Below are 22221 nucleotides of genomic sequence, written 5' to 3'. Positions count from 1 at the left end.
CTCTGGAAGCCCTATTTAATTCTTAATCGATCACCAGGACGCAATCGCTTTGCCTTTTCTTCATCCATATTGTTCAGCCTAAGAAGTTCATCCACCTGTATTCCATTTTTCTGGGCGACAGTCCAAGGATTATCTCCCCCTTTTACAACATAAAACTTCCCATCTTCTGTCTTTTCAAGCGCCTCTTTTTTGGGGACTTTCCTTTCAGGAAGTTTCAGTTCCTGCCCAATTTGGAGACGAGAGTTAGAAAGACTATTGAGCTTCATAATTTCATCAACACTTATTCCATGAGAGCGCGCAATTTTCTCAAGAACATCTCCCTTCTCGACGGTAACAACACGCAGAGGGCTAGAGATAAACGTCTTTGTCTCCGCTTTAGGTGTAGGAGTCAGCACTGGAGGAGGAAGAGCTTCTTCCTTTTTTTCCTCGGTTTTCGCCATAGCTGTGTACTGACTAATAACCTGATCGATTTGATCTCCCCCTTGTTTAGCAGAAAGAGGTGTGGCAGCAATTTCAATCTGATGGGCTTCTTTGGGTGAAAGAGCTAGGTCAGTTGTTCCCTGATCTTTCTTTAGAGAGCTGACAAAGAGGGCCACAAGGAGCCCTGTATTAATCAACACAGCTACGATAATAATATCTCTTCGATTCATCCTTATTTCCTAACCTCTCTGATAATCTCTTTAAACATTTCACCCCTTTCTTCATAGTCTCTGAACTGATCAAAACTTGCGCACCCTGGGGAAAAAAGGACCGTATCTCCAGTATGAGCAGCATTTCTCGCTTTATCCACAGCAACACGCAGACTTTCACAACACAGAGTTGGGATGGCATCTCCTAGCTCTTTCTCAATTTGCAAAGCCGTTTCCCCTATTGCAAAGATCCCTTTAACTTTTTGTGTAAATGGTTTTTTCCATTTTTTAAAAGAATCCCCTTTACCTTGACCACCAGCAATCAAAAAAATGGAACCCTCAATCTGATTAACACCATACATTACTGATTCAATATTTGTCCCTTTACTATCGTTAATAAAGGTGATTCCTTCAACCATATCAACAATTTCCATTCGGTGGGGAGGCTTATTAAATGTTATTAACGCGGCGTTAAAATCCTCCCACGTAACATCGAAGACTTTACAAATTTTCCACGCCATACAAACAGCATGAGGTCCAATCGACTTCCAGTATCTCTCGTTCTTAGTTAGTTGTAAATAAGAATCCCCTTCTTCAATAAAGGTTCCCCCCTCTTGAATAAGATCCTTTAATCGAAGCTTTGTGTCTCTATAAGCCTCAAAAGAGGGATACCGATCCAGATGATCAGGGGTGATGTTTGTAATGAGTCCCACATCGAATGCTACAGTTTCCAAAGTCTCTAGTTGATAAGAACTAAGTTCAACAACTAGAATCTCCTTTGGATCAGGAGCACAAGCATACTCTGCTAAGCTAACTCCAACGTTTCCAAGGGCCCGCGCCCTAATTCCTGATGCGTTGAGCACATGCGTTACAAGCAAGGTAACAGTTGTCTTGCCGTTTGTTCCCGTAATACCCACCATTTTGTTCTTCAAGGCTCGAATCGCAAGTTCCGCTTCCCCCACAACACATCCCTTTGCCTGTGGGTGGCTCCGAGGAACTCCTGAAGAAAGAACGACTAAATCAGCCTTTATCTCTTCATCTTCAAAACAAACAGTCACTCCCTCCATTTTTTGAGGGATGCGATCAACAGCATAGACAGCATAGTCTTGCTTCAACAGAAGCTTTGCAGCTCCTTTTCCACTTTTTCCAAGTCCTATGACAAGTGCTTTCATTGAAACTTTATTGATGCTAAGCCAAGGAGGGCCAAAATTAAACTAATAATCCAAAAACGGACGACAACTTTTGGTTCAGGCCACCCCTTAAATTCGAAGTGATGGTGCAAAGGAGCACACCGAAAAATCCTTTTTTTGTTTCGATACCGGTAACTAAGCACCTGCAAAATTACCGAGACAGCTTCGATAACAAAGATTCCTCCAACAAGAGCAAGTAAAAACTCTTTTCTCATCAGTACGGCCGCGGTTCCTAAAACCCCCCCAAGGGCCAGTGAACCTGTATCTCCCATAAACACCTGTGCCGGATACCCGTTATACCATAGAAAACCAAGACACGATCCCGCCATTGCGCACATATAGATGGCTATCTCAGAGCTCCCTTCAATATAGGGAATATTGAGATAGCGAGCCATTTCGATATTATTCGAAAGAAACGCAAATAAAGCAAAAACTGCAGCTACCATCAAAATGCATCCCGAGGCTAACCCATCAAGTCCATCCGTAAGATTCACAGCGTTTGAGGAACCTGTGACAACCACAATTGTCATCAAAAAACCTAGGAAAAGTCCCACACCGCTCAAGGCAAAAAGAGCTCCCTTCTTAAAAGGGAAAAAGTATTGTCCGTACGCTAGCTGTGATTCGTAAACTTCACCTCCTAACTTCATGTGAGGAGGGATAAACCACGTTCCAAAATGGAGGGCTTCAGAAAATGCCGGCCATAAAAGATAAAGACCTAAAAGAGCCGCAAAAAGAACTTGCAAACCAAACTTCTTCCGAGCAGGAAGCCCCTTAGAATTCTTATGCTTCATCTTCAAATAGTCATCCATCCCTCCAAGAAAACCAAGCCATATTGTTGAAACAGCAAGAATTAACGTGAAGGGATTGCGGGGGTCCATCCATAAAAGGAGGGCTACAAGCATCGACACAAGTATTAATATTCCCCCCATCGTTGGCGTCTTTTTCTTCTTTTGATGGAGCTCAGCAAGCATCGGACAATCTTCTACTCTAATCGATTGCCCCGTCTTCAATGCGTAGAGCTTACTAATAAAGCGAGGACCCATAAAAATTGTGAGGAGGAGAGTGGTCATTGCTGCCAGAATCATCCGCGTGGACGAGTAAAGAAAAACAGCAGGAACTTTCATAGCTGCACTCAGTGATAAATACTGCAAAAAAAGATAAATCACTCGTTAAAACTCCTCGAGCGTCGTCCAAAGCTTAAAGGAATTGGACCCTTTTAATAATACAACATCCCCTTCTACCACGACTTCCTTTAAACGTTTAACAGCCCCCTCTTTTTCTTTAAAATATTCGACCGTTTTCCCTCCTTTTTCAAATACTTCAATCATTGGAACACACTCCTCACCAATACAAATCAGGTGATCTAAAAGGGGAAGGGCATGCTCAGCGACTTCTCGATGACTTGACACTTCAAAAACTCCTAACTCTTTCATCGCTCCTAAAAATCCAATCCTTCTTTTTCCTTTAGGAAGACTTGAAAGGGCTGCTTTCATAGCTAAAGGAGATGCGTTGTAAGAGTCATCCACAAATAAAGCTCCTCCCTTTTCCACCTTTTGAAAGCGATGATCAAAAGGACTTAGTTTTTTCGCTCCCTCTTCAATTTCTTCTCGAGACATCCCTAGATGAAGCGCAACACTTGCTGCCGCTAAAAAATTTTCCTGTAGATGCCTCTCTTCAAACGGGGATTCCACCTCTCTTAATGTCACATCAGCCCTGGGATCTTCATAATCAAACCACGTCTTTGCAACATTTAGTAAACGCACCGACTGAAACGCTTTTGTATCTAAATGAAAGAACCCTCTCTCTACCCTTTTAGATTCAAAAAGCTCACACTTAGCCTCAGCAATCTCCTCAATCTTGTTAAAGAAAGCAGAATGAGCAAGCGAAATCTTCGTTAACACACCAAGGTGAGGCGGAGCGATTTCTACTAAACGACTCAGCTCCCCTTTTTCACTCATTCCCATCTCTAAAACAAAAATTTCTTCCTGTCCTTCCCAGTTCAGTATTGTTAGGGGCAATCCCACTTGGGAGTTTAAACTCCCAGGATTTTTTATGACTCGAAACTTTTCTGCTAAAAGGGTCGCAAGAAACTCTTTAGTTGTTGTTTTCCCTACGGTCCCAGTAACTCCAATGACTAGAGGGCTTTTTTCTTGAAACACCTCTTGAGCCAAATCTTGAAGCGCTCGTTTCACACTGGGTACAGGAATCAAAACTAAGCCAAAATCGCCGCCTTGGTAGCTATTTGAAACAACTGCAGCAATCGCCCCTTTTTTTGCAGCCTCTTCCAAATAGTTATGACCATCAACGGTCTCTCCAGTGAGTGCAAAAAAGAGAGTCCCTTTCTGCACATTGCGACTATCAAACGATGCATGAACAATAACCTCATCCCGTTTGATGCGTTGACCAAAAAATGGTCCGATTTCTTTGAGTTTTTTTCGCATGATTTTATCAAAATATCTCACTGCGGGGTTATAATCAAAGGATTATTTCTCGTGCAAAAAAAAATTACTTTCGTTTACTCTTTCCATAGGGAAAAAATGCTTAAGGATATAAGAATGGATGGTTTAATACGGTTTTTTGGAAACGGAAGGTCTATTGCATGGGATACCTACCACCTAATGAGAGACCCGCAGGAGAGAACCCAGCTCGGTGAGCGCGTTGAAGAGTTTATCAATGGGTTTAGTCCTTTCAGAGAAAATGCTTCAAATAGCATTCCCACTTTGGATAAGCTTCAAAATGTTATCGACTTTACCGAGTACTTCACAAGACATGCTGCCAAAGCGTTTCTCGTATTTACTGTCATTAATGCAGCTGTCTATCATTTTACTAGGCTACTGACTTTCATTGCATTGACATACTTCATTTCGACATTTGTCTTTTGTATGATCTACTTGGATACCTGGGAAATTGCTGGTGCCTCGCAAGATATCAAGGATATCCTAGCTAAAAATGCGCGGTGTGAATGTATTGAAGCCAACCAATCCTCCCCACTGATCAGAGAGAATAAAAGAAGGGAGTTCAATAATCTCATGAGCGCAGTTGTCACTCACAACAATGTAGGCCTTGCTATCAAAAGAATTGAACGTCTTTCAAATGGCTTGATTCTCACAAATCCTATAGCTAGCTTCCCTCTTGGACAAATCTTAAAACATCTGAGAGTGTTGGAAGAGGACCTTCATAACAAATTGTTTATTGAAGGGAGAGTGTTATTCGAGTAAGAATTGCTTTTTTTAGGATTATCCTGTATGATAAGCCCTCACATGGTGGCATGGCCAAGTGGTAAGGCAGGGGCCTGCAAAGCCTCTATCCCCAGTTCGAATCTGGGTGCCACCTTTTTTGCAAGAAGAGATAAAACAATCTATACAACTAATATTCAGGGACCTAAATCATTTTACTTCTCCCCGTTCTTTTAAAATTATTAGAAAATGACTCCTTATGCTTTATATAGTGTCAACGCCAATTGGAAACTTGAAAGATATTACCTTTCGAGCAGTAGAAGTCCTAAAAAATGTCGATTTGATTTTGGCAGAGGATACCCGAACGAGTGGTGTGCTCCTACGAGAGTATGGTATTGAAACAAAAATGCTGAGCTTCCACATGTTCAATGAGCGGGAACGGGAAGAGAAAATCTTGGAAGAATTAACAATCGGAAAAAAGATTGCACTGATTAGCGATGCGGGAACACCAGGAATCTGCGATCCAGGAGCCGGACTGATGCGTCGCTGCCGCGAAGGTGGGATAAAAATGGAGGTCGTTCCAGGCCCCTGTGCTGCCATTGCAGCCCTTAGTCTTTATGGAAGTGACAAACGTTTTCAATTTGTAGGGTTTTTAGAGAAAAAAGGAAAGGGTCAGCTCATTGATATCCTCTATTTCCAAGGGCTAACAATTTGCTACGAAACTCCCCACCATCTACTCACAACCCTTAAATGGCTTGATGAGCTCGCCCCTGAAAAAAAAATCTTTATCGCACGTGAGCTGACAAAGCTCTACGAAGAAACCCTTGAAGGAACCGCAAAAGAGCTAATCGACCATTTCCAAAAAAAGAAAATTCTAGGAGAATACGTTCTAATCTTTTCGGGGTTTGAAAACCCTTTCGATAAAACACCCCAGGCATTGATTCGCGAACTAGAAGAGCGCTTTGGGGTAAGCTCCAAAGAAGCACTTGTAGCCGCAGCTAAACTTTTGAACCGACCAAAACGGGAACTTTATGACGATTTGCATCGAAGTACCACTGATTGATTTTTTTTACCGATAGAACTAGAGCGCTGGGTCGCAAAAAAAAACCCCCGAGGAAAACCACGAGGGTGCGTGTAAAAGTACAAGTGATCAAATTAGCTCAACATATCAGCATTATTAATCGCTATCAGCGCCTGGTTTATCTCCGAAGCACTTTGTATAAACTTAGTTGAAGAGCCTTGCAGCTGCTGCAATGTACCTTGAGCCATCTGCATGGCTCCTTGTCCATTAGTTGCATCAGCCTGGTCTTCTCCATACTTCTTTTGTGGAGTAGCCGAGGCCGCTTGCCCAATTCCAGAAGATGCCTTTGATAAAGACTCCGATATTCCAGAAAGAGCAGTTAAATACTGGGCTTTTGATTGCCTGATATGAAGCAGCTCTGCTTGCTTTTCTTTAATATGATCAGAAAATTTCTGTTGCATTTTTTCAAATTCTTTCTCTTTCATATTATTAATATGTGGTTCTTCATCTGTAGAAGGCATTCCAGCTTCAGGTGGTTTTCCTTTCTCTTCTTTAACGAATGTTTTTTTATTTAATAGCTCTTTTCTTACTTTATCACCTTCGCTATCTCCTCCAAGAGGCTCTAGCTTATCAAGGCCCGGCTCCACTTCGTCAACACGAACCTCTGGAGCACGAGACAGTTTATTTAAATAATTTTTACCTCCTTCTATTTCTAGCTTGCAATGATTTTCTTCCGGAGATACAGCCGTAGACTTATAGAAAGAAAAAGAGTTGGCTGCCATCGAAACAGCTCCACCAACAGATTGGCTAATTCCCTGGCAAAGAGCCGTGTTAAACTGATCTACTCCTTGCTGAATCTGTGCATTTGCTGTTACTTGTGCAAGAGAGCTGGTCACTTTTGATTGGAGCTGAAATTGATCTCCATATTGATTCGCAATTTTTACAAAGTCTTCTTGAAGCTTCAGAAAAGCCGCTATACACTGCCCCAAAGTCCCAGGTATTAACTCTCCTAACTTTACACCAGCAGTAGTTTTTTTTGCTGAGGAAATAGGATCTCCACTATTAGTATTTGCACTTCTTATATTTTCCATGTATATCACCTTTTTAATGACTATTAACTATTTACAAGTAAAGATTTTGCTACCGCTTCTCCAGGGCCAGCAACTGTTTTTCCAAATCCCTTTAGCATTTTTTCTAATGTTTGCATATCAGACTTAAGCCCACTACTAAGGTCTGACAGCGTGTTATCGTTCATCGACATACTCATATGAATCTGAGTCATTGCTGCCTCTGCTTGGGCAATGACCTTTTTCATTTCCCCTTCAAGAACTTTAGCTCCTCCCTGTGCTACTTCCACGCCGCCTTGAGCTGCTCCTACTCCAGCTTGAATAGCTGCTCCTAGCTCTTTAAAATTGTCTGCATTGTCTAAGATGTATTGAACGAGCTTACTATTAGGGCCTTCAGCTGCCTTCATTATTGAGCTTGTCCCACCAGCAGTTGCCGCAATAGTTGCCGCTACTTGAGTAAGCACAGCTACAATAAGCAGTAGTATTTTTTTCCAACCTTTAGCACCTGTAGCATTTATGATATCAAATGCGATGGAAGACTGCCCAAGGCCGCTAGCAGCCCCCATACATGTCACCCCAGCAGCGCGCTTGCCATTAATGCGAACCCTAGAACCCTCTTGGTCAGAAATTTTTGAAGCAGCTCCCTCAACTTCCTCAGCAACCTCTGCGCTCACTTCTTCAGCAACCTCTGTACTAACCTCTTTAGAACCTGCAGAAATAGCAGCACCACCCCCAGTTACCACAGCAAAAGCCGTGATAATCACGATGGTAATTAGATCAGCAAGAATCTTAGCAGCAGACTTGGACATGTGCTTAGCAAGCCCTTCTGCGATTCCCTTAGTCATATCGTTCGTGACGCCTTCCTCTGATAGGACAAAAAGCATCGCTCCAATTAATGCAATTTCAGGCTGTCCAGTAAGTGCCGCAGTAGCAATCATTACCATTGATAGGATCGTGCCGACCCATGGAAGAGCTTCACTTTTTAGACATTTCTCTCCAAATTTCTTTGCATCTTTAACATCACCAACTAATAGACAGTTAAGGGCCATTCTTGCATCAAAAACAAGTTCTCCAAGACTCTTTAAATCTTTTAATCCTTGCTTAATATTCTTGTTATATATACTTTCAGCATGCTCTGGTTGAACTATCATCTCAACACATCCAATAACCGCCTTAAAAATATGGCAAATAAAATGCCAGAAAGAATGGTGCTTATGTTGTTCTGCAATTTCTTTTATTACCTTCTCCAACTGAGCTTCATCAAGTTTTTGAAGAACTTTTCCAATGTCAACGCTTTGATTCGATAATTTTTGGTTATTCTCAAGCATCCACTGCCCTATCTCCACAAGAGCCGCATCCATTGCAAAAATATCTTTCATATTAGCCTTGTTAGTTGGGATACTTCCTGATGTTGGAGCATCTGGCTTTGGAGCATCTGGCTTTTTCCTAGACGTAGCAGCACTAGCAGAAGCAGTTAAACTATCACTTAGAGAGGCAAGCGATAAAGCCAATAGGTCACTATTTGCTGGAATTTTTTTATTTGATTGAACATTAAATAACCTCTGGCTAAGTTGTTCACTAGAAGTTAAGGTATTATTTAACATAATTTGTCCTATTATTATTAATTTTCTAAGGTAGAGATTATCCTAGCTGGCCTTGCAACAAATTCCCAGTGTACTTTAATAACTCAGTCGCATCTGAGGCAAACTGGATCGTCATTTGCTGAGATTGAGCTAACTGTTGCGATGAGGTTTGCATCGATTGAACGTTATTATTAGCCACATTCTCTATATTTTGAAATTTTTGATTGTCGCAGTTGTACTTATTTTCATCCTTGTTAGCATCATCGGGACTACTATCCTTTTGAACTTTATCGCTATCTTGTTTCAGGATATCCGAAGCATTGTCATAAATTATTTTAAGCGCATCTGCTAATTGCGATGTTGTTTTAGCATCGATAGCCTCATTATCCGACTGAAATTTCTCTAGTTCTTCAGACGCTTTTACAATTAACTCCAAGGGTGGTTCCTTAAGTGGTTTTATGGGAGGTGAAATATCTTGACTCATATTTATATCCTTATTTTTTTTATTGCTTCATTGAGCTGTTTGCTTGTTTTTCTAAACTTATAAAATTATTCATCATTGTATTATCCATCCCCTCATACTGCTGAGCATTACTCTGTAGATACTTCACTTGCGCCTGCACTTCTGATGACTGGCTATTTAAACGACTTGAAACTGCTGTGAATGCATTTGTGTATGGCCCAATTTCTGAGGTCTTATCGGTGCTAGAAGAATCACCCCAAGCATTTCCCCAAACCTTTAAAATAGAATCATTCGTAACTGAGCTAGGAATTGTAGGTGATCCTTTACTAGGATTAATATCAATACTAGTCCCGAAAAGTACGCCAATCTGGTGCACCAAATCCTCGTAAACATCATCAGGCAAGTCGCCATTATTGTGCATCCAGGCCGCCTCTGCTAGAAACTTGTTTGCTTCCCCAACAGGATCTTGAGACATTTGTTTGTCGGTTGCAGAATAAACTATGTCGTGAATGCCGGTAATTCTATCCACAGGCCACTGTTTGCCTCCGCCTTCTGGATTTTTACCGTCTCTGTCATTCGTTATCTTGTCTAATAATTGCTGATTTTTTATATCAAGGGTTGGTGCGCCATTAATCCCATCTGGATTTGTCCATGCACTAGAACAATCATTGTAATGGAATAATTCTTTCGCAATTCCCATAAATTGCTCATATTGACTATCTGAAACGACTCCTTGATTATGCAAAAGATACATTTGCCTAAAAAGATCATCCATATCTCCTAGGGCTGTCTCTATATGCCTACCACCAGTCCCCGCATAATCATTTTTAATGTTGTCTATGTCATTTTTAGCCTTAACGCATGCTGAATAATCTTTGGACCCATTAAACGAGGCTTGAATGGAATTTAGAAAGCCATCCATCCCAGAAATATCATTCATCAAATTTCCTTGCTTTGCCATTTCTTGCTGCGTAAATTCGTTTAGTATTGGAAATACAGCCCAGGCAAGTGAAAGGAGCACTTCCCCTGCATTCGCTTTGGTATTATGTAGATAATTCCACTCTTGCTTCCATTGCTCTGGAAGAGACGGTTTTGGTTTATTCAAATTTACGTCTTCTATCATATTAATTTTGCCCTATTTTTACTTAAACAATTCCACCCTTACTTACATTTTATATATAAAAATTATATAAATCAATCATTTTATTTTAAAAATTTATTCAAATGGTTCTTATTTAGAAGTTTAAATAATTATTAAGATTCTGTTAACATTAAGATTGCAAAAAATTAGTACAAAGCTCTTTGGTTTTGTTAAATCATCAAACCTAAGTTATTCATTTTAAGTCCATTGCGGACTTTGGCTTGTTTTGTAAAAAATTTACTTTCAGTGAGTTAAGTTGAATCATGCAACAAAGCCAAGCTCTTCTACTAATCCTGTTTTTTATTATCTTCTAAAAGCGCCAACAGATACTTCCCATAACCACTGTTAATCAGTGACTTAGCGAGAGACTCGAGCTCTAGATCTCCAATCCACTTATTTTGATAGGCAATTTCTTCAACGCATCCTACTTGGATCCCTTGCCTCTCCTGAATGACCTGTATATAGATAAAATATTTCGTTTTAGTTATAATTTTTTGAATGACATATTCGCTAGATTTTAGAAAAAAAGTTCTATCGATCCGAAGCAAAGAAAAATTAAGCTTTGCCCAAGTAGCAAGACGCTTTGGAGTAAGTGTAAATAGTGTGTTTCTCTGGTCTAAGAGGTTAGAGCCAAGGCGCACTAAAATCAGACCTGCAATAAAGATTGATAGAGAGATCTTGATGGAGGATATCAAGAAATACCCTGATGCCTTCAACTATGAACGAGCACATCGTCTCAAAGTAAGCACTTCAGGCATTCGGTGTGCCATGAAGAGGTTAAGAATTAGCTATAAAAAAAACGCTCAACCATCCCAAGGCCTGCGAAACAAAAAGACAAATCTTTCAAGGGAAAATCGCAGAATATAAACGTTTGGGAAAGCCAATTGTATATATTGATGAAAGCGGGTTTGCCCATGATATGCCCCGCACCCACGGTTACTCCAAAATAGGACAGCGATGTTTTGGCACTCATGATTGGGGAGCAAAAGGAAGAACAAATGCAATAGGGGCATTACTTGGAACAAGCCTCCTTACACTTGCGTTATTCGAGTGCAATATTAATACAGATGCCTTTTCCATTTGGGCAGAGGAGGACTTGCTACCGAAACTTCCCTCTGAAAGTATTCTGGTTATGGATAATGCTTCATTCCATAAAAGCAAATCTATGCAAGAGAAGATCCAGGCTGCAGGCCATACCTTGGAATATCTTCCTCCCTATTCCCCTGATCTAAACCCTATTGAACACAGGCAAAGTCTAAGCGAAGAAAATATCAATGTGGAATAGACGAACTTTTCAAGGAGCTCTGCCTATAACTAATTTAAGTCACTTTAGCTATATCTCATTGCGATGTTGTTTTAGCATCGATAGCCTCATTATCCGACTGAAATTTCTCTAGTTCTTCAGACGCTTTTACAATTAACTCCAAGGGTGGTTCCTTAAGTGGTTTTATGGGAGGTGAAATATCTTGACTCATATTTATATCCTTATTTTTTTTATTGCTTCATTGAGCTGTTTGCTTGTTTTTCTAAACTTATAAAATTATTCATCATTGTATTATCCATCCCCTCGTACTGCTGAGCATTACTCTGTAGATACTTCACTTGCGCCTGCACTTCTGATGACTGGCTATTTAAACGACTTGAAACTGCTGTGAATGCATTTGTGTATGGCCCAATTTCTGAGGTCTTATCGGTGCTAGAAGAATCACCCCAAGCATTTCCCCAAACCTTTAAAATAGAATCATTCGTAACTGAGCTAGGAATTGTAGGTGATCCTTTACTAGGATTAATATCAATACTAGTCCCGAAAAGTACGCCAATCTGGTGCACCAAATCCTCGTAAACATCATCAGGCAAGTCGCCATTATTGTGCATCCAGGCCGCCTCTGCTAAAAACTTGTTTGCTTCCCCAACAGGGTCTGCTGCTTTTTCTTGAGACATTTCTTTGTCGGTTGCAGAATAAACTATGTCGTGAATGACGATAATTCTATGCGCAGGCCACTCAGTCTTTTCAGCTTCTTGGTCTTTCGTTATCGCCTTTAATAATCCCTTATCTGTTGTATTAAGGGTTGGAGCGCCATTAATCCCATCTGGATTTGTCCATGCATTACCACAATCACCGTAATGGAATAATTCTTTCGCACTTCCCATAAATTGATCATATTGACTATCTGAAACGACCCCTTGATTATGCAAGAGATACATTTGCTTAAAAAGATCATTCATATCTGCTGGGGCTTTCTCTATATTACTTCCTGCTGGGGGGTCCTCTATATTACTTCCTGCTGGGGGGTCCTCTATATTACTTCCTGCTGGGGGGTCCTCTATATTACTTCCTGCTGGGGCTTTCTCTATATTACTACCACCAGGCCCCCAATAATCATTGTTAATGTTGTCTATGTCATGTTGAGCCTTAATGCATTCTGGATAATCTTTGGCCCGATTAAACGAGGCTTGAATGGAATTTAGAAAGCCATCCATCCCAGAAATATCATTCATCAAATTTCCTTGCTTTGCCATTTCTTGCTGCGTAAATTCGTTTAGTATTGGAAATACAGCCCAGGCAAGTGAAAGGAGCACTTCCCCTGCATTCGCTTTGGTATTATGTAGATAATTCCACTCTTGCTTCCATTGCTCTGGAAGAGACGGTTTTGGTTTATTCAAATTTATGTCTTCTATCATATTAATTTTGCCCTATTTTTACTTAAACAATTACAACCTTACTTACATTTTATATATAAAAATTATATAAATCAATCATTTTATTTTAAAATTTTATTATATTAAGGTCTTTTGCAGGAAAATCCATAAATTGGTGCAAAGATTTTTTATACAGAGAGAAAAAGCTAAGAAATTTATTCAAATGGTTCTTATTTAGAAGTTTAAATAATTATTAAGATTCTGTTGACATTAAGATTGCAAAAAATTAGTACAAAGCCCCTTGGCTTTGTTACATCATTAAATCTAAGTTCTTCATTTTAAGTCTATTGCGGACTTTAGCTTGTTTTGTAACAATTTTACTTTCAGTGAGTTAAGTTGAATCATGCAACAAAGCCAAGCTCTTCTACTAACCCTGTTTTTTATTATCTTCTAAAAGCGCCAACAGATACTTCCCATAGTCACTGTTAATCAATGACTTAGCGAGAGACTCGAGCTCTAGATCTCCAATCCACTTATTTTGATAGGCAATTTCTTCAACGCATCCTACTTGGATCCCTTGCCTCTCCTGAATGACCTGTATATAGTTAGAGGCTTGGTGAAGAGCTTCAAAGGTCCCAGTATCGAGCCAAGCAAAGCCTCGATCGAATAGATGGACTCTCAAGGCCCCTTGATCAAGGTAGGCTCGGTTGAGATCGGTAATCTCCAGCTCACCACGAGCCGAAGGGGTGAGTCCTTTTGCTAAAGCGACCGCTTGACCATCGTAGAAGTAGAGCCCTGTGACGGCATATGAGGAAGGAGCAGGATTAGGTTTCTCAATGAGATCAGATACCTTGTCCCCTTCAAATGTGACTACTCCATAGCGCTCAGGATCCTTCACCTGATAGCCGAAGATGGCCGCCCCTGATTCAAGCTGGCCACAGCTCTTTAATAGGGAGGACAGGTGGTCGCCATAAAAGATATTATCCCCAAGGATAAGGGCCACATTCTCTCCATTAATAAAGGATTCACCGATGACCAAAGCCTCAGCAATCCCTCGAGGCTCTTCCTGCACGGCGTAGGAAAGGGAAAGTCCTAACCGGGACCCATCCCCAAAGAGGGTCTCAAAACTAGGCAAATCATGAGGCGTAGAGATAATCATAATATCCCGGATCCCCGCTAGCATCAAAACGGAAAGAGGATAGTAAATCATCGGCTTATCGTAAATAGGGAGGAGTTGTTTACTTGTAGCAAGCGTCAAGGGATGAAGACGTGAGCCTAACCCCCCAGCCAAAACGATACCTTTCATATTACATCTCTATTGAGTAGATATCGGGAAGACCCCGATAATATTCCTTGTAGTCCAAACCATACCCGACAACAAATCGATCTTCAATATCAAAAAGAGAAATATCAGGACGGTAATCAGTATTATGAGGAACATCTTTTGAAAGCAACACGAGAGACCTAAAAGAAGCTGGCTGCTTATCTTGAATTTTTCTAGACAATTCTGCCAAGGTTTCTCCTGTATCAAAGATGTCGTCGACTAGTAGAACATGCTTCCCTCTAATTTCTAGGGAATCAACGCCCGCAACCTCTTGTTCCCCCTTAACAATACCTCCCTCTCCATAGCTTGTAGCTTGAACCGTTTCTAAACGGATGGGAAGGTGGGTATGGCGGAGAAGGTCGCCGACTAAGATGAAGGAACCTTTTAGCACCATTACAATGGTAAGCTCTTCAGTAGGATAATGATTTTCAAGTACGCGCGCGGTTCTTTCCAAGCGCTCCTCAATTTCTTGAGAACTAATGAGGAGTTGTAGCTGCAGTTCGTTGCCCGGGGGCTGTTTGTTCTGTATCAGTTTTTGATTCATCGTGTACAAAGTTGCATCCTTCTTCAATCAGGGTATCGATAAACGCTAGGTTATATCCTTCTCCTGACAAGAAGGTAGGGTTATGAAGCATATATTGGTGAAACGGGATCGTGGAGTTCACGCCACCGATATGAAATTCACGAAGAGCTCTTTTCGCAATTTTAATAGCATCGGCGCGGTCCTTTCCTTTAACGATGAGCTTCGCAATCATCGAATCATAAAAAGGAGGGATCCGGTACCCAGAATAACAAGCGCTATCAACGCGCACGTTGGGTCCCCCAGAAGGAATGTAGTATTCTAAAAGCCCAGGAGACGGCATAAAATTATTCGCAGGATTCTCGGCATTAATCCGGAATTCAAAGATATGGCCTTCCATCCGAATATTCTTTTGTTTGTATAAGAGTTTTTCTCCCATTGCCATCTTAATCTGTTCTTTCACAAGATCAATTCCCGTCAATTCTTCTGTCACAGTGTGCTCTACTTGAATGCGAGTGTTGACCTCCATAAAAAAGAAGTTCTTCTTTTCATCGAGGAGGAACTCCACAGTTCCCACAGTGTGATACTTTGCAGCTTTTGCCAAGTGCACCGCTGCTTCTCCCATCTTTTTTCGTAAGTGGGGAGTCAGAACAGGACTTGGAGTCTCTTCAATCAGCTTTTGTCGTCTTCTTTGAATGGTGCAGTCTCTCTCACCTAGATGCACATAATTCCCATGCTCATCTCCAAGGATCTGCACTTCAATATGCCGGGGATTAAAGATCATTTTTTCTAAGTAAATATCAGGATTTCCAAAGGAAACCTCTGCTTCAGCTCGAGCCGCTGCAAATTGACGGACAAAATCCTCAGAATCTTGAGCAATTCGAATCCCCTTTCCACCGCCACCAGCTGTCGCTTTAATGAAGACTGGAAATCCAATTTTTTTGGCTTCTTTAAGAGCCTCGTCAACAGTTTCTACGATTCCATTCGATCCGGGAATAATTGGACAGCGCACACTCTTTGCGATGCTTTTAGCTTGCGCTTTATCGCCGAGCATCGCAATCGTCTTTGCTGAAGGGCCTATAAAGGTAATACCACAACTTTCACAAATCGATGCAAAGTTAGCATTCTCACTTAGGAAGCCATACCCTGGATGGATCGCATCGGCACCAGAAATCTCACAAGCTGATAATACATGAGGAACTTTAAGATAAGATTGGTTCGAAGGTGCATCTCCAATACAAATCGCTTCATCTGCATGGAGTACGTGAAGGGCTTCCGCATCGGCTTTGGAGTAAACAGCCACTGTTTGAAGACCAAGATCGTGACACGCTTGAATAATTCGAACTGCTATTTCACCTCGGTTTGCAACTAAAACTTTTTTCATGACTAACTTATGGTAAGGAGTTTCGTTCCAAATTCTACAGGATCAGCATTGTTTAAGAAAACTTCCTTTACAACACCACTTTTTCCAGCCTTTACCTCGTTCATCACCTTCATTGCTTCGATGATACAAACAACAGTATCTTCCTTCACGCTGTCTCCTATCTTGACAAAAGGATCGTCATCTGGAGACGGAGACGCATAATAGGTTCCCACCATTGGAGATGTTATTGCATTATCTTCCTTGGATTCGATTTTTCCTGGCTCTTTTGCTGCTTCAGGAAGAATCCTATTTTCCTGAATATCCACGCGGGGTGCTGCCACCATTGGCACATGCGTAGGGTACGAGGCAATTTCAGAGTCATTTCCCCTTTCAAGTTCCAGCTCAAAACCATTTTTTTCCTTTAGGGTTACTTTCGTCATCCCTTTGTCTTCCATGGCTTCCATAAGCTCTTTAATTTTTTCTAAATCCACAGCCTACTCCAAACAGTTAGATTCTTTGCACGAACTCACCGAGATGAGTATCGACTTTAATAATGTCGCCCACTTCAATAAAGAGAGGTACTTCTACTTTTGCTCCTGTCTCCAGAATTCCATATTTACTAGCACTCGAAACAGAAACCTTAGATTTTATATCTTCAAGCTTTATGACCATCAGCTCCAAAAACTGGGAAAGTTCGATCGAAAAGATCGTCTCTCCATAAAACATTGCCCGAATCTGTATTCCCTCTTTCAAATAATTGACTTTATCCCCAACGACATCGGTTGCGACAAGAACTTCATCAAATTCATCGATATCCAAAAACAGGTAGTCCTTCCCCTCTAAGTAAAGAAACTCCAACCGTCTCTCACTTAAGTTTACCTCATCGATCTCTTGATCAACTTTAAAGTTTTTCTCAATGACCTCATCAGACATAAGGTTCTTGAGTTTCGTTTTAATAAACGGGACACCTTTGGCAACAGTGACTTTTACACTCGTCTCCACTCGGTAGATTTTTCCATCGAGCGATAGTGTTGTTCCAGGTGAAATCTGATTACTTGTTGTTGCCATCTGTGTGTTAACCAACTATTTTAAGGGTTTCCAAAAGGGCTTTCAACTCTTTCAGGTGCAGAATGGTATAATCGACGTCCTTTTTAAATCCAGTATTACCTAATCCACGTCCCCATCTAATCTGAACAGTTTTATAGCCAAGTGTTTTAGCAGGAGTGAGATCTAGAGAGATTCGATCTCCACAAACTAAAGCATTTAATGGGGAAATCCCCATTTCTTCACTCACTTTTCGGTATATATTTTTTTTCTCTCCTTCTTTGCAGAAGTAAAGTTTAGTAAAAAATTGAGTTGAAATTCCCGCTCGCTTCATTTTTTCCCGCTGAATCTTTTCCTTCCCCTTCGTAACAAGAACCAAAGGATGCGATCTTGAAAGCTCTGAGAGCACTTCAATTGCATCTTCTACGGGTTGTATCGCCTCATTAAAAACAGGCCGTTCATAGACAGTCTCTAATCCAATATCTAGACAAGAGGACGGAGCCCGGTTGATTTCAAGAAACTCCATCAAAGCATCCTTTGAGCTGTTATGAAATGTATTAAGACGCAAAAGTTCTTGATAGGAACGATTAAAATTGGCCATAGACAGCCCCACCCCTTCCATCTCTTTAAGAGCTTTCTTTAGAATTCCAGGGAGGATCGAACCACTCGTATCGATCAATGTGTCGTCTAAATCAAAGATGATCAACAATATTCATAATCTCTTTTGTTACTTGCGTAGAATTGTGGCGGATCAAGCTCCGTCTCATAATGTCTCCTTTCCTTTTTTCAGTCAATTCCCCTAACAGATTTGCTGAAATGATTCGAGGATCATCGATATCATTTTCTACAAGTTCGCCTTCCTCGGCATACCTTTCAATTAATGTCGGATCAGGGGTTTGGTTATTTACTAAGATATAATCAAAGACATCCCTTCCTAAATAATGAACGATCTCTTTAAGGTAATCACTTACTTTGTAGCCTGTTGTCTGACCTCTTCGGTTCATCAAATTGCAGATAAAAACCTTTTTTGCCTGGGATTCCCTCAAAGCTTTGCTCACACCATCAACTAGCAAGTTAGGAATAATCGAAGTATGAAGACCTCCCGGACCAATAACAACCAAATCAGCATTTGTAATTTCAGAGAGTGCGTGAGGATTAGGTTTTGGAAAAGGTTCCAGGTAGATCTTGCTGTAGCCCTTATCAATTTCGTGAGAAAGATAAATTTCTTTTTCACTTTCTAAGAGTTTCCGATCTTTTAGGATCATTTTAAGGCGTACCTGGTGCGTTGTCACCGGAATCACCTTTCCTTTGATGTAAAGGATCCGCCCCATCTCTTCGACAGCCCGCTCAAAACTTCCTGTAACTTTTTCAAGAGCCGACAGAATCAGATTGCCCAAACTATGCCCCCCAAGCCCCCCATTTTCAAAGCGGTAGTTCATTAAGCTTCGCATTAATCGTGAAGAATCTGAAAGGGCAACTAAACACTGACGAACGTCACCTGGGGGAAGGACCCCTAACTCATCGCGGAGAATCCCAGTACTTCCTCCATCATCCGCCATGGACACAATCGCGCTCAAATCAACAGCATGTTTTTTGAGCCCCCGAAGAACAGTAAAATTCCCTGTTCCTCCACCCATGACTACAATTTTTTTCACCCGCGAAGCACCTCGATTCGATCTTTCATACCTTCCCCCTTGAACAAGTAGGTACCCGAAACCAAGTGGTTTGCTCCGGCCTTAATACATAGAGGCGCGGTCTTATCGTCGACTCCACCGTCTACCTGAATATCAAAAGGAGGGAGACTTTCTCCTTCTTTAGGAACTTTGCCCCCTTTCCTTACATCCAACCTGTCACACAATCCCCGAGTAAATTCTATCTTTTCTAGAACTTCAGGGATAAGTGCCTGTCCACCAAAACCGGGATGAACGGTCATCAGCAGAATCTTGTCACACTTATCGAGATATTTCGGGATAAGCGACTCACTTGTCTCCGGACAAAACGCTAAACCTGCATGAACACCGCATTTGCGAATATAATTGAGGGTATCCTCAACATCTTCAGTCGCCTCAATATGGAAGGTGATACAGTCAGCACCATTTTCGATTAACTGTTCAATATAATCGAATGGTTTATAAACCATGATGTGAACATCTAAATAGATGTCGGTTGCCTTGTTAATAGCAGCAAGTGCTTTGGGACTCAAACTCAAGTTTGGAACAAAATGTCCATCCATGATGTCAAAATGAATAGCGTTAGCGCCAGCATCCTCAGCCCGCTTAGCTTCATCGGCAAGGTGACCAAAGTCACCAGCAAAAATTGATGGTTCAATATAAATCTCAGACATAATCTCCCATTATCTCAATTTTGTGTATTTTTTGGCTAGAAGATCTCTAATGCTTCCTGTGGGGCAGAGTGTTTTTTAATTTTAATGGAGTGGTCAAATGGCCATCGCTGAAAATTAAAAATCCCCCCAATTTCCTGAAGCCATAGGGGAGACACAGTCAAAAAAAACACAAAGCCGAGATTATATTCCTAATCGCCAAATATTTTCAAAATCCAACTTTCGATACAGCAAGAAAAAAATATTTATTGAATAGGAGTGATGAAACCCGTGTAATGGCGCTCATCATGCTCAAGATCAAGAGTGATGATAGGAGCAGAAAAATCATGAAGCTTGTCGAGCATTTCTCCTTCTCCAATCATAAAAAAGTGATCTTTTTCCTCTAGAGACAAAAAAGGCACAGAAGAGTGAAGTTGTTCTTGAAAAAGGAGGAAAAGTGTTTTTAACACTTTAGGATCTATAAAACTTCTTTTTTCCAGAGGAAATAAAGAGTGAAAAAAGTTTTCTAAAAGAATAGAGTCATGCGCGCCAACCATTTTTTCTAATGAAGAAAAAACTTCATTTTGCTTCGATATCATTCCCCCATTGTAATCACGGATCTCCCCAAACACCTCCTGCAACTGACTAAGGATCTTTTGACGTGCCTTGTAAAGGTCAATTGAATGGTCTTCTCGAATAAACGGGAGAATGGGAAGCTCCACCTTGAATACAGCAGCTTCTTTTGGATACTTTTTCCGAAGCATCCCCAGCTGCTTGATCCGATCAATTTTTGGATGGAGGGGCGAAGCCATCAAAACATCTTCTACTGGGGGCATTTTAGGGAGAAGGATACGAGCTAAGATGACAGTAAAAATGAGGTAGGTTTCTGCCTGCCTCTCAAAAGATAAAATCAGCTGGGGGAGATCACGAGCAAAACGGAGCTCACGCCCAAGAGTCACAACATGACGAAAAATTTCTTCTTCATTGCGCGGCATGAACACAGATCTCTGAAGATGTTCAATTTTTCCCTTAAGGGCACGGGGGAGCCACCGCCTTAAATCAGCAATTTCTTCCACTTCAAAACCTCCTGCTTTCTCGATTTCTAAAGTGAGAAGGTGAAGAAAATTTTCTTCCTTTTCTTGATAATCACTTCCTGAAACCAAGCGCGCATTAGGAAGGAGACTTTGAATGGCCTTGATAAGATGCCCTCTCTTAAAAACCTCATTCTCTCGAAGGATATTCAGCCCCACAGAAACCTCTAAAGCCTCCTTTTGCTCCAAAGGGAAGGTAAGTGTGCGTCGCATTATCTTAACAGCAACATGGCGATGCAGAGAAGATTTTTCATGGTTTAAGAGCACCTTTTTTCGGATCATATAAAGAGCTGAAAGAGTTTGAGTCACTTCTCGTACACTGCGAGAACGAAAATACTGATCTGAATGTTTGAGAAAAAACTGCTGCATTTCAGAAAATAAATCATAGTCGAACAGTGATGGAAAACGACGAATCACAGTTAGAATACTCTCCTGAATAAGCCCTCTTTTTTCATCCATCGAAAGCGCTTTCATTTCAAGAATTCTGGCAGCATGGTATGGAGAACGAACGCCAAGCTCTAACTCATGAATAATCCGTTCAAGTTCGGGAGAATCCTCATGCATATGTACAGTTGTAACAAGAAATTTTTCATGAACCGCACCTAGTGAAAAATGGTTAGGGCTTAGATGAGAAACCATTTCAAGAATGAACTTCCCAATATAAGGACGACGACTAGCTAGAAGGTATAGGGTCACCCCCTCCCCTTTCTCAAGCTTCCAAGATGGAACTCCTGTTTCAAGAAGCTCATCAACTAGCTCATCTGCTACTTTCATAGGTTAACCCTTTCTTCGATGCTGCAGAGTCAATCCATGTTCCTGGATACTCCTTCCACAGCTCCTTCTTGTAAGTTAACACGTGTAAGGGCAAACCGTTTTTTGACGCAAGCAAAATGGATCGGCGGTGAATGACAAACTCTGAAAAGCTCATCGCTTGCTCAGACGAAAGCTCCGTATAAAGCTTGGCACTGGGGTTTTTTTTAGGATCTTCTGAATAGATTCCCTTGACATCTTTATAAAACTCCACCTTTTCCGCCTTAAGGGCTGCAGCAAGAGCCACCGCTGATGTGTCACTCCCCCCTCTGCCAAGAGTGGTAATTTCCTTCTTTTCACTTACCCCTTGAAAACCAGCAACAATCACAACCTTTCCTTCAGCTAGGTGCTCTTGAATACGAATAGGGCGAACATCTTTAATCAGAGCATCATTATGCATACCGCAAGTAATGATTCCCGATTGACTCCCCGTTAAACTAATTGCAGAAACACCCTTTTCTTCTAATGCCATAGCAAGCAGGGACATACTAATTCTTTCACCAACTGAAATCAGCATATCCATCTCGCGGCGAGCAGGGCTACGTGCTACCTGATGGGCCAGGTGTGTAAGCTCATCGGTCATCTCACCCATAGCACTAACGACAACAACGACGCGCCCCTTCTTAGCTGCGATAATATCAGCAACATTCACAAAATGTTTTGGGGTTTTCAAAGAGGCTCCCCCAAATTTCATAACTAAAGTTTCCATTCCTTCAATATTAATAACACCTTAGAAAAGAAGTAAATGAGGATTTTTTTGAAAAAATTTCTATATTTACAAGGCTTCTTAGCCAAAATTTGACAAAAGAAGCTCCTCCCAAAAAAAAAGAGAGGGATGG

24 protein-coding genes and 1 tRNA gene are annotated in these 22221 nt (G+C 41.1%); 5 read left to right on the top strand and 20 right to left on the bottom strand.

Annotated elements, in window-relative coordinates:
• Window positions 1-11 precede the first annotated feature (11 nt).
• Genes R2I63_RS08175 through R2I63_RS08160 form a run of 4 tightly spaced genes read right to left on the bottom strand, consistent with a single transcriptional unit; the run spans window position 12 to window position 4260 of the window.
• A complete protein-coding gene (locus R2I63_RS08175; protein WP_316356630.1) occupies window positions 12-650 on the bottom strand; it encodes a lytic transglycosylase in 639 nt (212 codons plus the stop codon).
• Between the two features lie 2 nt (window positions 651-652).
• Window positions 653-1801, bottom strand: coding sequence for a Mur ligase family protein (locus R2I63_RS08170; protein ID WP_316356628.1), 1149 nt, complete (start codon window positions 1799-1801; stop codon window positions 653-655).
• Window positions 1798-2985, bottom strand: coding sequence for a phospho-N-acetylmuramoyl-pentapeptide-transferase (gene mraY / locus R2I63_RS08165; protein ID WP_316356626.1), 1188 nt, complete (start codon window positions 2983-2985; stop codon window positions 1798-1800). The genes R2I63_RS08170 and mraY overlap by 4 nt, the downstream gene beginning before the upstream one ends.
• 3 nt (window positions 2986-2988) lie before the next feature.
• The gene (locus R2I63_RS08160) at window positions 2989-4260 is read right to left on the bottom strand and encodes a UDP-N-acetylmuramoyl-tripeptide--D-alanyl-D-alanine ligase (protein WP_316356625.1); all 1272 of its coding nucleotides are present in this window, start codon (window positions 4258-4260) and stop codon (window positions 2989-2991) included.
• Between the two features lie 114 nt (window positions 4261-4374).
• On the opposite strand from R2I63_RS08160, the gene R2I63_RS08155 reads away from it, so the two are divergent.
• The 3 genes from R2I63_RS08155 (at window position 4375) to rsmI (ending at window position 6058) form a co-directional block, all read left to right on the top strand.
• Complete coding sequence (locus R2I63_RS08155) at window positions 4375-5037, top strand: hypothetical protein (protein WP_316356623.1); 663 nt, start codon at window positions 4375-4377, stop codon at window positions 5035-5037.
• Between the two features lie 44 nt (window positions 5038-5081).
• Window positions 5082-5152 (top strand) — tRNA-Cys (locus R2I63_RS08150).
• 114 nt (window positions 5153-5266) lie between these two features.
• Window positions 5267-6058: a 16S rRNA (cytidine(1402)-2'-O)-methyltransferase gene (gene rsmI, locus R2I63_RS08145; RefSeq protein ID WP_316356621.1), complete on the top strand. Its 792-nt coding sequence runs from the start codon at window positions 5267-5269 to the stop codon at window positions 6056-6058.
• Between the two features lie 92 nt (window positions 6059-6150).
• Here the strand turns inward: rsmI and R2I63_RS08140 are convergent, their stop codons facing one another.
• Genes R2I63_RS08140 through R2I63_RS08125 form a run of 4 tightly spaced genes read right to left on the bottom strand, consistent with a single transcriptional unit; the run spans window position 6151 to window position 10252 of the window.
• On the bottom strand, window positions 6151-7107 hold the full coding sequence (locus R2I63_RS08140) for a hypothetical protein (RefSeq protein ID WP_316356620.1): 957 nt from the start codon (window positions 7105-7107) through the stop codon (window positions 6151-6153).
• A 23-nt stretch (window positions 7108-7130) separates the two neighbouring features.
• Complete coding sequence (locus R2I63_RS08135) at window positions 7131-8687, bottom strand: hypothetical protein (protein ID WP_316356618.1); 1557 nt, start codon at window positions 8685-8687, stop codon at window positions 7131-7133.
• 37 nt (window positions 8688-8724) lie between these two features.
• Complete coding sequence (locus R2I63_RS08130; protein WP_316356616.1) at window positions 8725-9150, bottom strand: hypothetical protein; 426 nt, start codon at window positions 9148-9150, stop codon at window positions 8725-8727.
• Between the two features lie 19 nt (window positions 9151-9169).
• The gene (locus tag R2I63_RS08125; protein ID WP_316356614.1) at window positions 9170-10252 is read right to left on the bottom strand and encodes a hypothetical protein; all 1083 of its coding nucleotides are present in this window, start codon (window positions 10250-10252) and stop codon (window positions 9170-9172) included.
• Between the two features lie 516 nt (window positions 10253-10768).
• Between R2I63_RS08125 and R2I63_RS08120 the strand changes: the two genes are divergently transcribed.
• Both R2I63_RS08120 and R2I63_RS08115 read left to right on the top strand, forming a co-directional pair.
• Entirely contained in the window at window positions 10769-11137 is a 369-nt protein-coding gene (locus R2I63_RS08120; RefSeq protein ID WP_316356612.1) for an IS630 transposase-related protein, read from the top strand.
• 4 nt (window positions 11138-11141) lie between these two features.
• The gene (locus R2I63_RS08115; protein WP_445083639.1) at window positions 11142-11555 is read left to right on the top strand and encodes a transposase; all 414 of its coding nucleotides are present in this window, start codon (window positions 11142-11144) and stop codon (window positions 11553-11555) included.
• A 55-nt stretch (window positions 11556-11610) separates the two neighbouring features.
• On the opposite strand, the gene R2I63_RS08110 is transcribed toward R2I63_RS08115, so the two are convergent.
• The 12 genes from R2I63_RS08110 to R2I63_RS08055 form a co-directional block, all read right to left on the bottom strand.
• On the bottom strand, window positions 11611-11745 hold the full coding sequence (locus R2I63_RS08110; RefSeq protein WP_316356609.1) for a hypothetical protein: 135 nt from the start codon (window positions 11743-11745) through the stop codon (window positions 11611-11613).
• A 19-nt stretch (window positions 11746-11764) separates the two neighbouring features.
• Window positions 11765-12952 carry a hypothetical protein gene (locus tag R2I63_RS08105; protein WP_316356606.1) on the bottom strand — a complete coding sequence of 396 codons (1188 nt, stop codon included), beginning with the start codon at window positions 12950-12952 and terminating at the stop codon, window positions 11765-11767.
• A gap of 385 nt (window positions 12953-13337) precedes the next feature.
• The gene (rfbA, locus tag R2I63_RS08100) at window positions 13338-14216 is read right to left on the bottom strand and encodes a glucose-1-phosphate thymidylyltransferase RfbA (RefSeq protein WP_316356603.1); all 879 of its coding nucleotides are present in this window, start codon (window positions 14214-14216) and stop codon (window positions 13338-13340) included.
• A gap of 1 nt (window position 14217) precedes the next feature.
• On the bottom strand, window positions 14218-14778 hold the full coding sequence (locus R2I63_RS08095) for a phosphoribosyltransferase (RefSeq protein ID WP_316356601.1): 561 nt from the start codon (window positions 14776-14778) through the stop codon (window positions 14218-14220).
• Complete coding sequence (accC, locus tag R2I63_RS08090) at window positions 14711-16138, bottom strand: acetyl-CoA carboxylase biotin carboxylase subunit (RefSeq protein ID WP_316356600.1); 1428 nt, start codon at window positions 16136-16138, stop codon at window positions 14711-14713. Before accC ends, R2I63_RS08095 begins: the two co-directional genes overlap by 68 nt.
• A gap of 2 nt (window positions 16139-16140) precedes the next feature.
• The gene (accB, locus tag R2I63_RS08085) at window positions 16141-16608 is read right to left on the bottom strand and encodes an acetyl-CoA carboxylase biotin carboxyl carrier protein (RefSeq protein WP_316356597.1); all 468 of its coding nucleotides are present in this window, start codon (window positions 16606-16608) and stop codon (window positions 16141-16143) included.
• Between the two features lie 16 nt (window positions 16609-16624).
• Window positions 16625-17185, bottom strand: a complete 561-nt coding sequence (locus tag R2I63_RS08080) for an elongation factor P (RefSeq protein WP_316356594.1) — start codon at window positions 17183-17185, stop codon at window positions 16625-16627.
• 7 nt (window positions 17186-17192) lie between these two features.
• Window positions 17193-17867 (bottom strand): HAD family hydrolase, encoded by a 675-nt coding sequence (locus R2I63_RS08075; protein ID WP_316356591.1) that lies wholly within the window; start codon window positions 17865-17867, stop codon window positions 17193-17195.
• Window positions 17854-18816: a gluconeogenesis factor YvcK family protein gene (locus R2I63_RS08070; protein ID WP_316356588.1), complete on the bottom strand. Its 963-nt coding sequence runs from the start codon at window positions 18814-18816 to the stop codon at window positions 17854-17856. Before R2I63_RS08070 ends, R2I63_RS08075 begins: the two co-directional genes overlap by 14 nt.
• Entirely contained in the window at window positions 18813-19505 is a 693-nt protein-coding gene (gene rpe, locus R2I63_RS08065) for a ribulose-phosphate 3-epimerase (protein ID WP_316356585.1), read from the bottom strand. The genes R2I63_RS08070 and rpe overlap by 4 nt, the downstream gene beginning before the upstream one ends.
• A 242-nt stretch (window positions 19506-19747) precedes the next feature.
• Complete coding sequence (locus tag R2I63_RS08060; RefSeq protein WP_316356582.1) at window positions 19748-21346, bottom strand: hypothetical protein; 1599 nt, start codon at window positions 21344-21346, stop codon at window positions 19748-19750.
• The gene (locus R2I63_RS08055) at window positions 21330-22076 is read right to left on the bottom strand and encodes an amino acid kinase family protein (protein WP_316356579.1); all 747 of its coding nucleotides are present in this window, start codon (window positions 22074-22076) and stop codon (window positions 21330-21332) included. The genes R2I63_RS08060 and R2I63_RS08055 overlap by 17 nt, the downstream gene beginning before the upstream one ends.
• Window positions 22077-22221: the final 145 nt, after the last annotated feature.

Origin of the sequence: Candidatus Neptunochlamydia sp. REUL1 (genome assembly GCF_963457595.1) — a bacterium.
Taxonomy (GTDB): domain Bacteria; phylum Chlamydiota; class Chlamydiia; order Chlamydiales; family Simkaniaceae; genus Neptunichlamydia.
The sequence above is the reverse complement of the archived record's forward strand: the minus strand, read 5'-3'. Positions and strand labels throughout refer to the sequence as shown.

What these genes read in the sequence shown, in the direction of transcription:
- R2I63_RS08105 (WP_316356606.1), bottom strand. Translation starts at nt 12,952, where the DNA reads ATGATAGAAGACATAAATTTGAATAAACCAAAACCGTCTCTTCCAGAG.
- R2I63_RS08140 (WP_316356620.1), bottom strand. Translation starts at nt 7,107, where the DNA reads ATGGAAAATATAAGAAGTGCAAATACTAATAGTGGAGATCCTATTTCC.
- R2I63_RS08055 (WP_316356579.1), bottom strand. Translation starts at nt 22,076, where the DNA reads ATGAAATTTGGGGGAGCCTCTTTGAAAACCCCAAAACATTTTGTGAAT.
- R2I63_RS08080 (WP_316356594.1), bottom strand. Translation starts at nt 17,185, where the DNA reads ATGGCAACAACAAGTAATCAGATTTCACCTGGAACAACACTATCGCTC.
- rpe (WP_316356585.1), bottom strand. Translation starts at nt 19,505, where the DNA reads ATGTCTGAGATTTATATTGAACCATCAATTTTTGCTGGTGACTTTGGT.
- R2I63_RS08175 (WP_316356630.1), bottom strand. Translation starts at nt 650, where the DNA reads ATGAATCGAAGAGATATTATTATCGTAGCTGTGTTGATTAATACAGGG.
- R2I63_RS08155 (WP_316356623.1), top strand. Translation starts at nt 4,375, where the DNA reads ATGGATGGTTTAATACGGTTTTTTGGAAACGGAAGGTCTATTGCATGG.
- R2I63_RS08125 (WP_316356614.1), bottom strand. Translation starts at nt 10,252, where the DNA reads ATGATAGAAGACGTAAATTTGAATAAACCAAAACCGTCTCTTCCAGAG.
- accC (WP_316356600.1), bottom strand. Translation starts at nt 16,138, where the DNA reads ATGAAAAAAGTTTTAGTTGCAAACCGAGGTGAAATAGCAGTTCGAATT.
- R2I63_RS08120 (WP_316356612.1), top strand. Translation starts at nt 10,769, where the DNA reads ATGACATATTCGCTAGATTTTAGAAAAAAAGTTCTATCGATCCGAAGC.
- R2I63_RS08160 (WP_316356625.1), bottom strand. Translation starts at nt 4,260, where the DNA reads ATGCGAAAAAAACTCAAAGAAATCGGACCATTTTTTGGTCAACGCATC.
- R2I63_RS08060 (WP_316356582.1), bottom strand. Translation starts at nt 21,346, where the DNA reads ATGAAAGTAGCAGATGAGCTAGTTGATGAGCTTCTTGAAACAGGAGTT.
- R2I63_RS08095 (WP_316356601.1), bottom strand. Translation starts at nt 14,778, where the DNA reads ATGAATCAAAAACTGATACAGAACAAACAGCCCCCGGGCAACGAACTG.
- R2I63_RS08110 (WP_316356609.1), bottom strand. Translation starts at nt 11,745, where the DNA reads ATGAGTCAAGATATTTCACCTCCCATAAAACCACTTAAGGAACCACCC.
- R2I63_RS08130 (WP_316356616.1), bottom strand. Translation starts at nt 9,150, where the DNA reads ATGAGTCAAGATATTTCACCTCCCATAAAACCACTTAAGGAACCACCC.
- rfbA (WP_316356603.1), bottom strand. Translation starts at nt 14,216, where the DNA reads ATGAAAGGTATCGTTTTGGCTGGGGGGTTAGGCTCACGTCTTCATCCC.
- R2I63_RS08135 (WP_316356618.1), bottom strand. Translation starts at nt 8,687, where the DNA reads ATGTTAAATAATACCTTAACTTCTAGTGAACAACTTAGCCAGAGGTTA.
- R2I63_RS08170 (WP_316356628.1), bottom strand. Translation starts at nt 1,801, where the DNA reads ATGAAAGCACTTGTCATAGGACTTGGAAAAAGTGGAAAAGGAGCTGCA.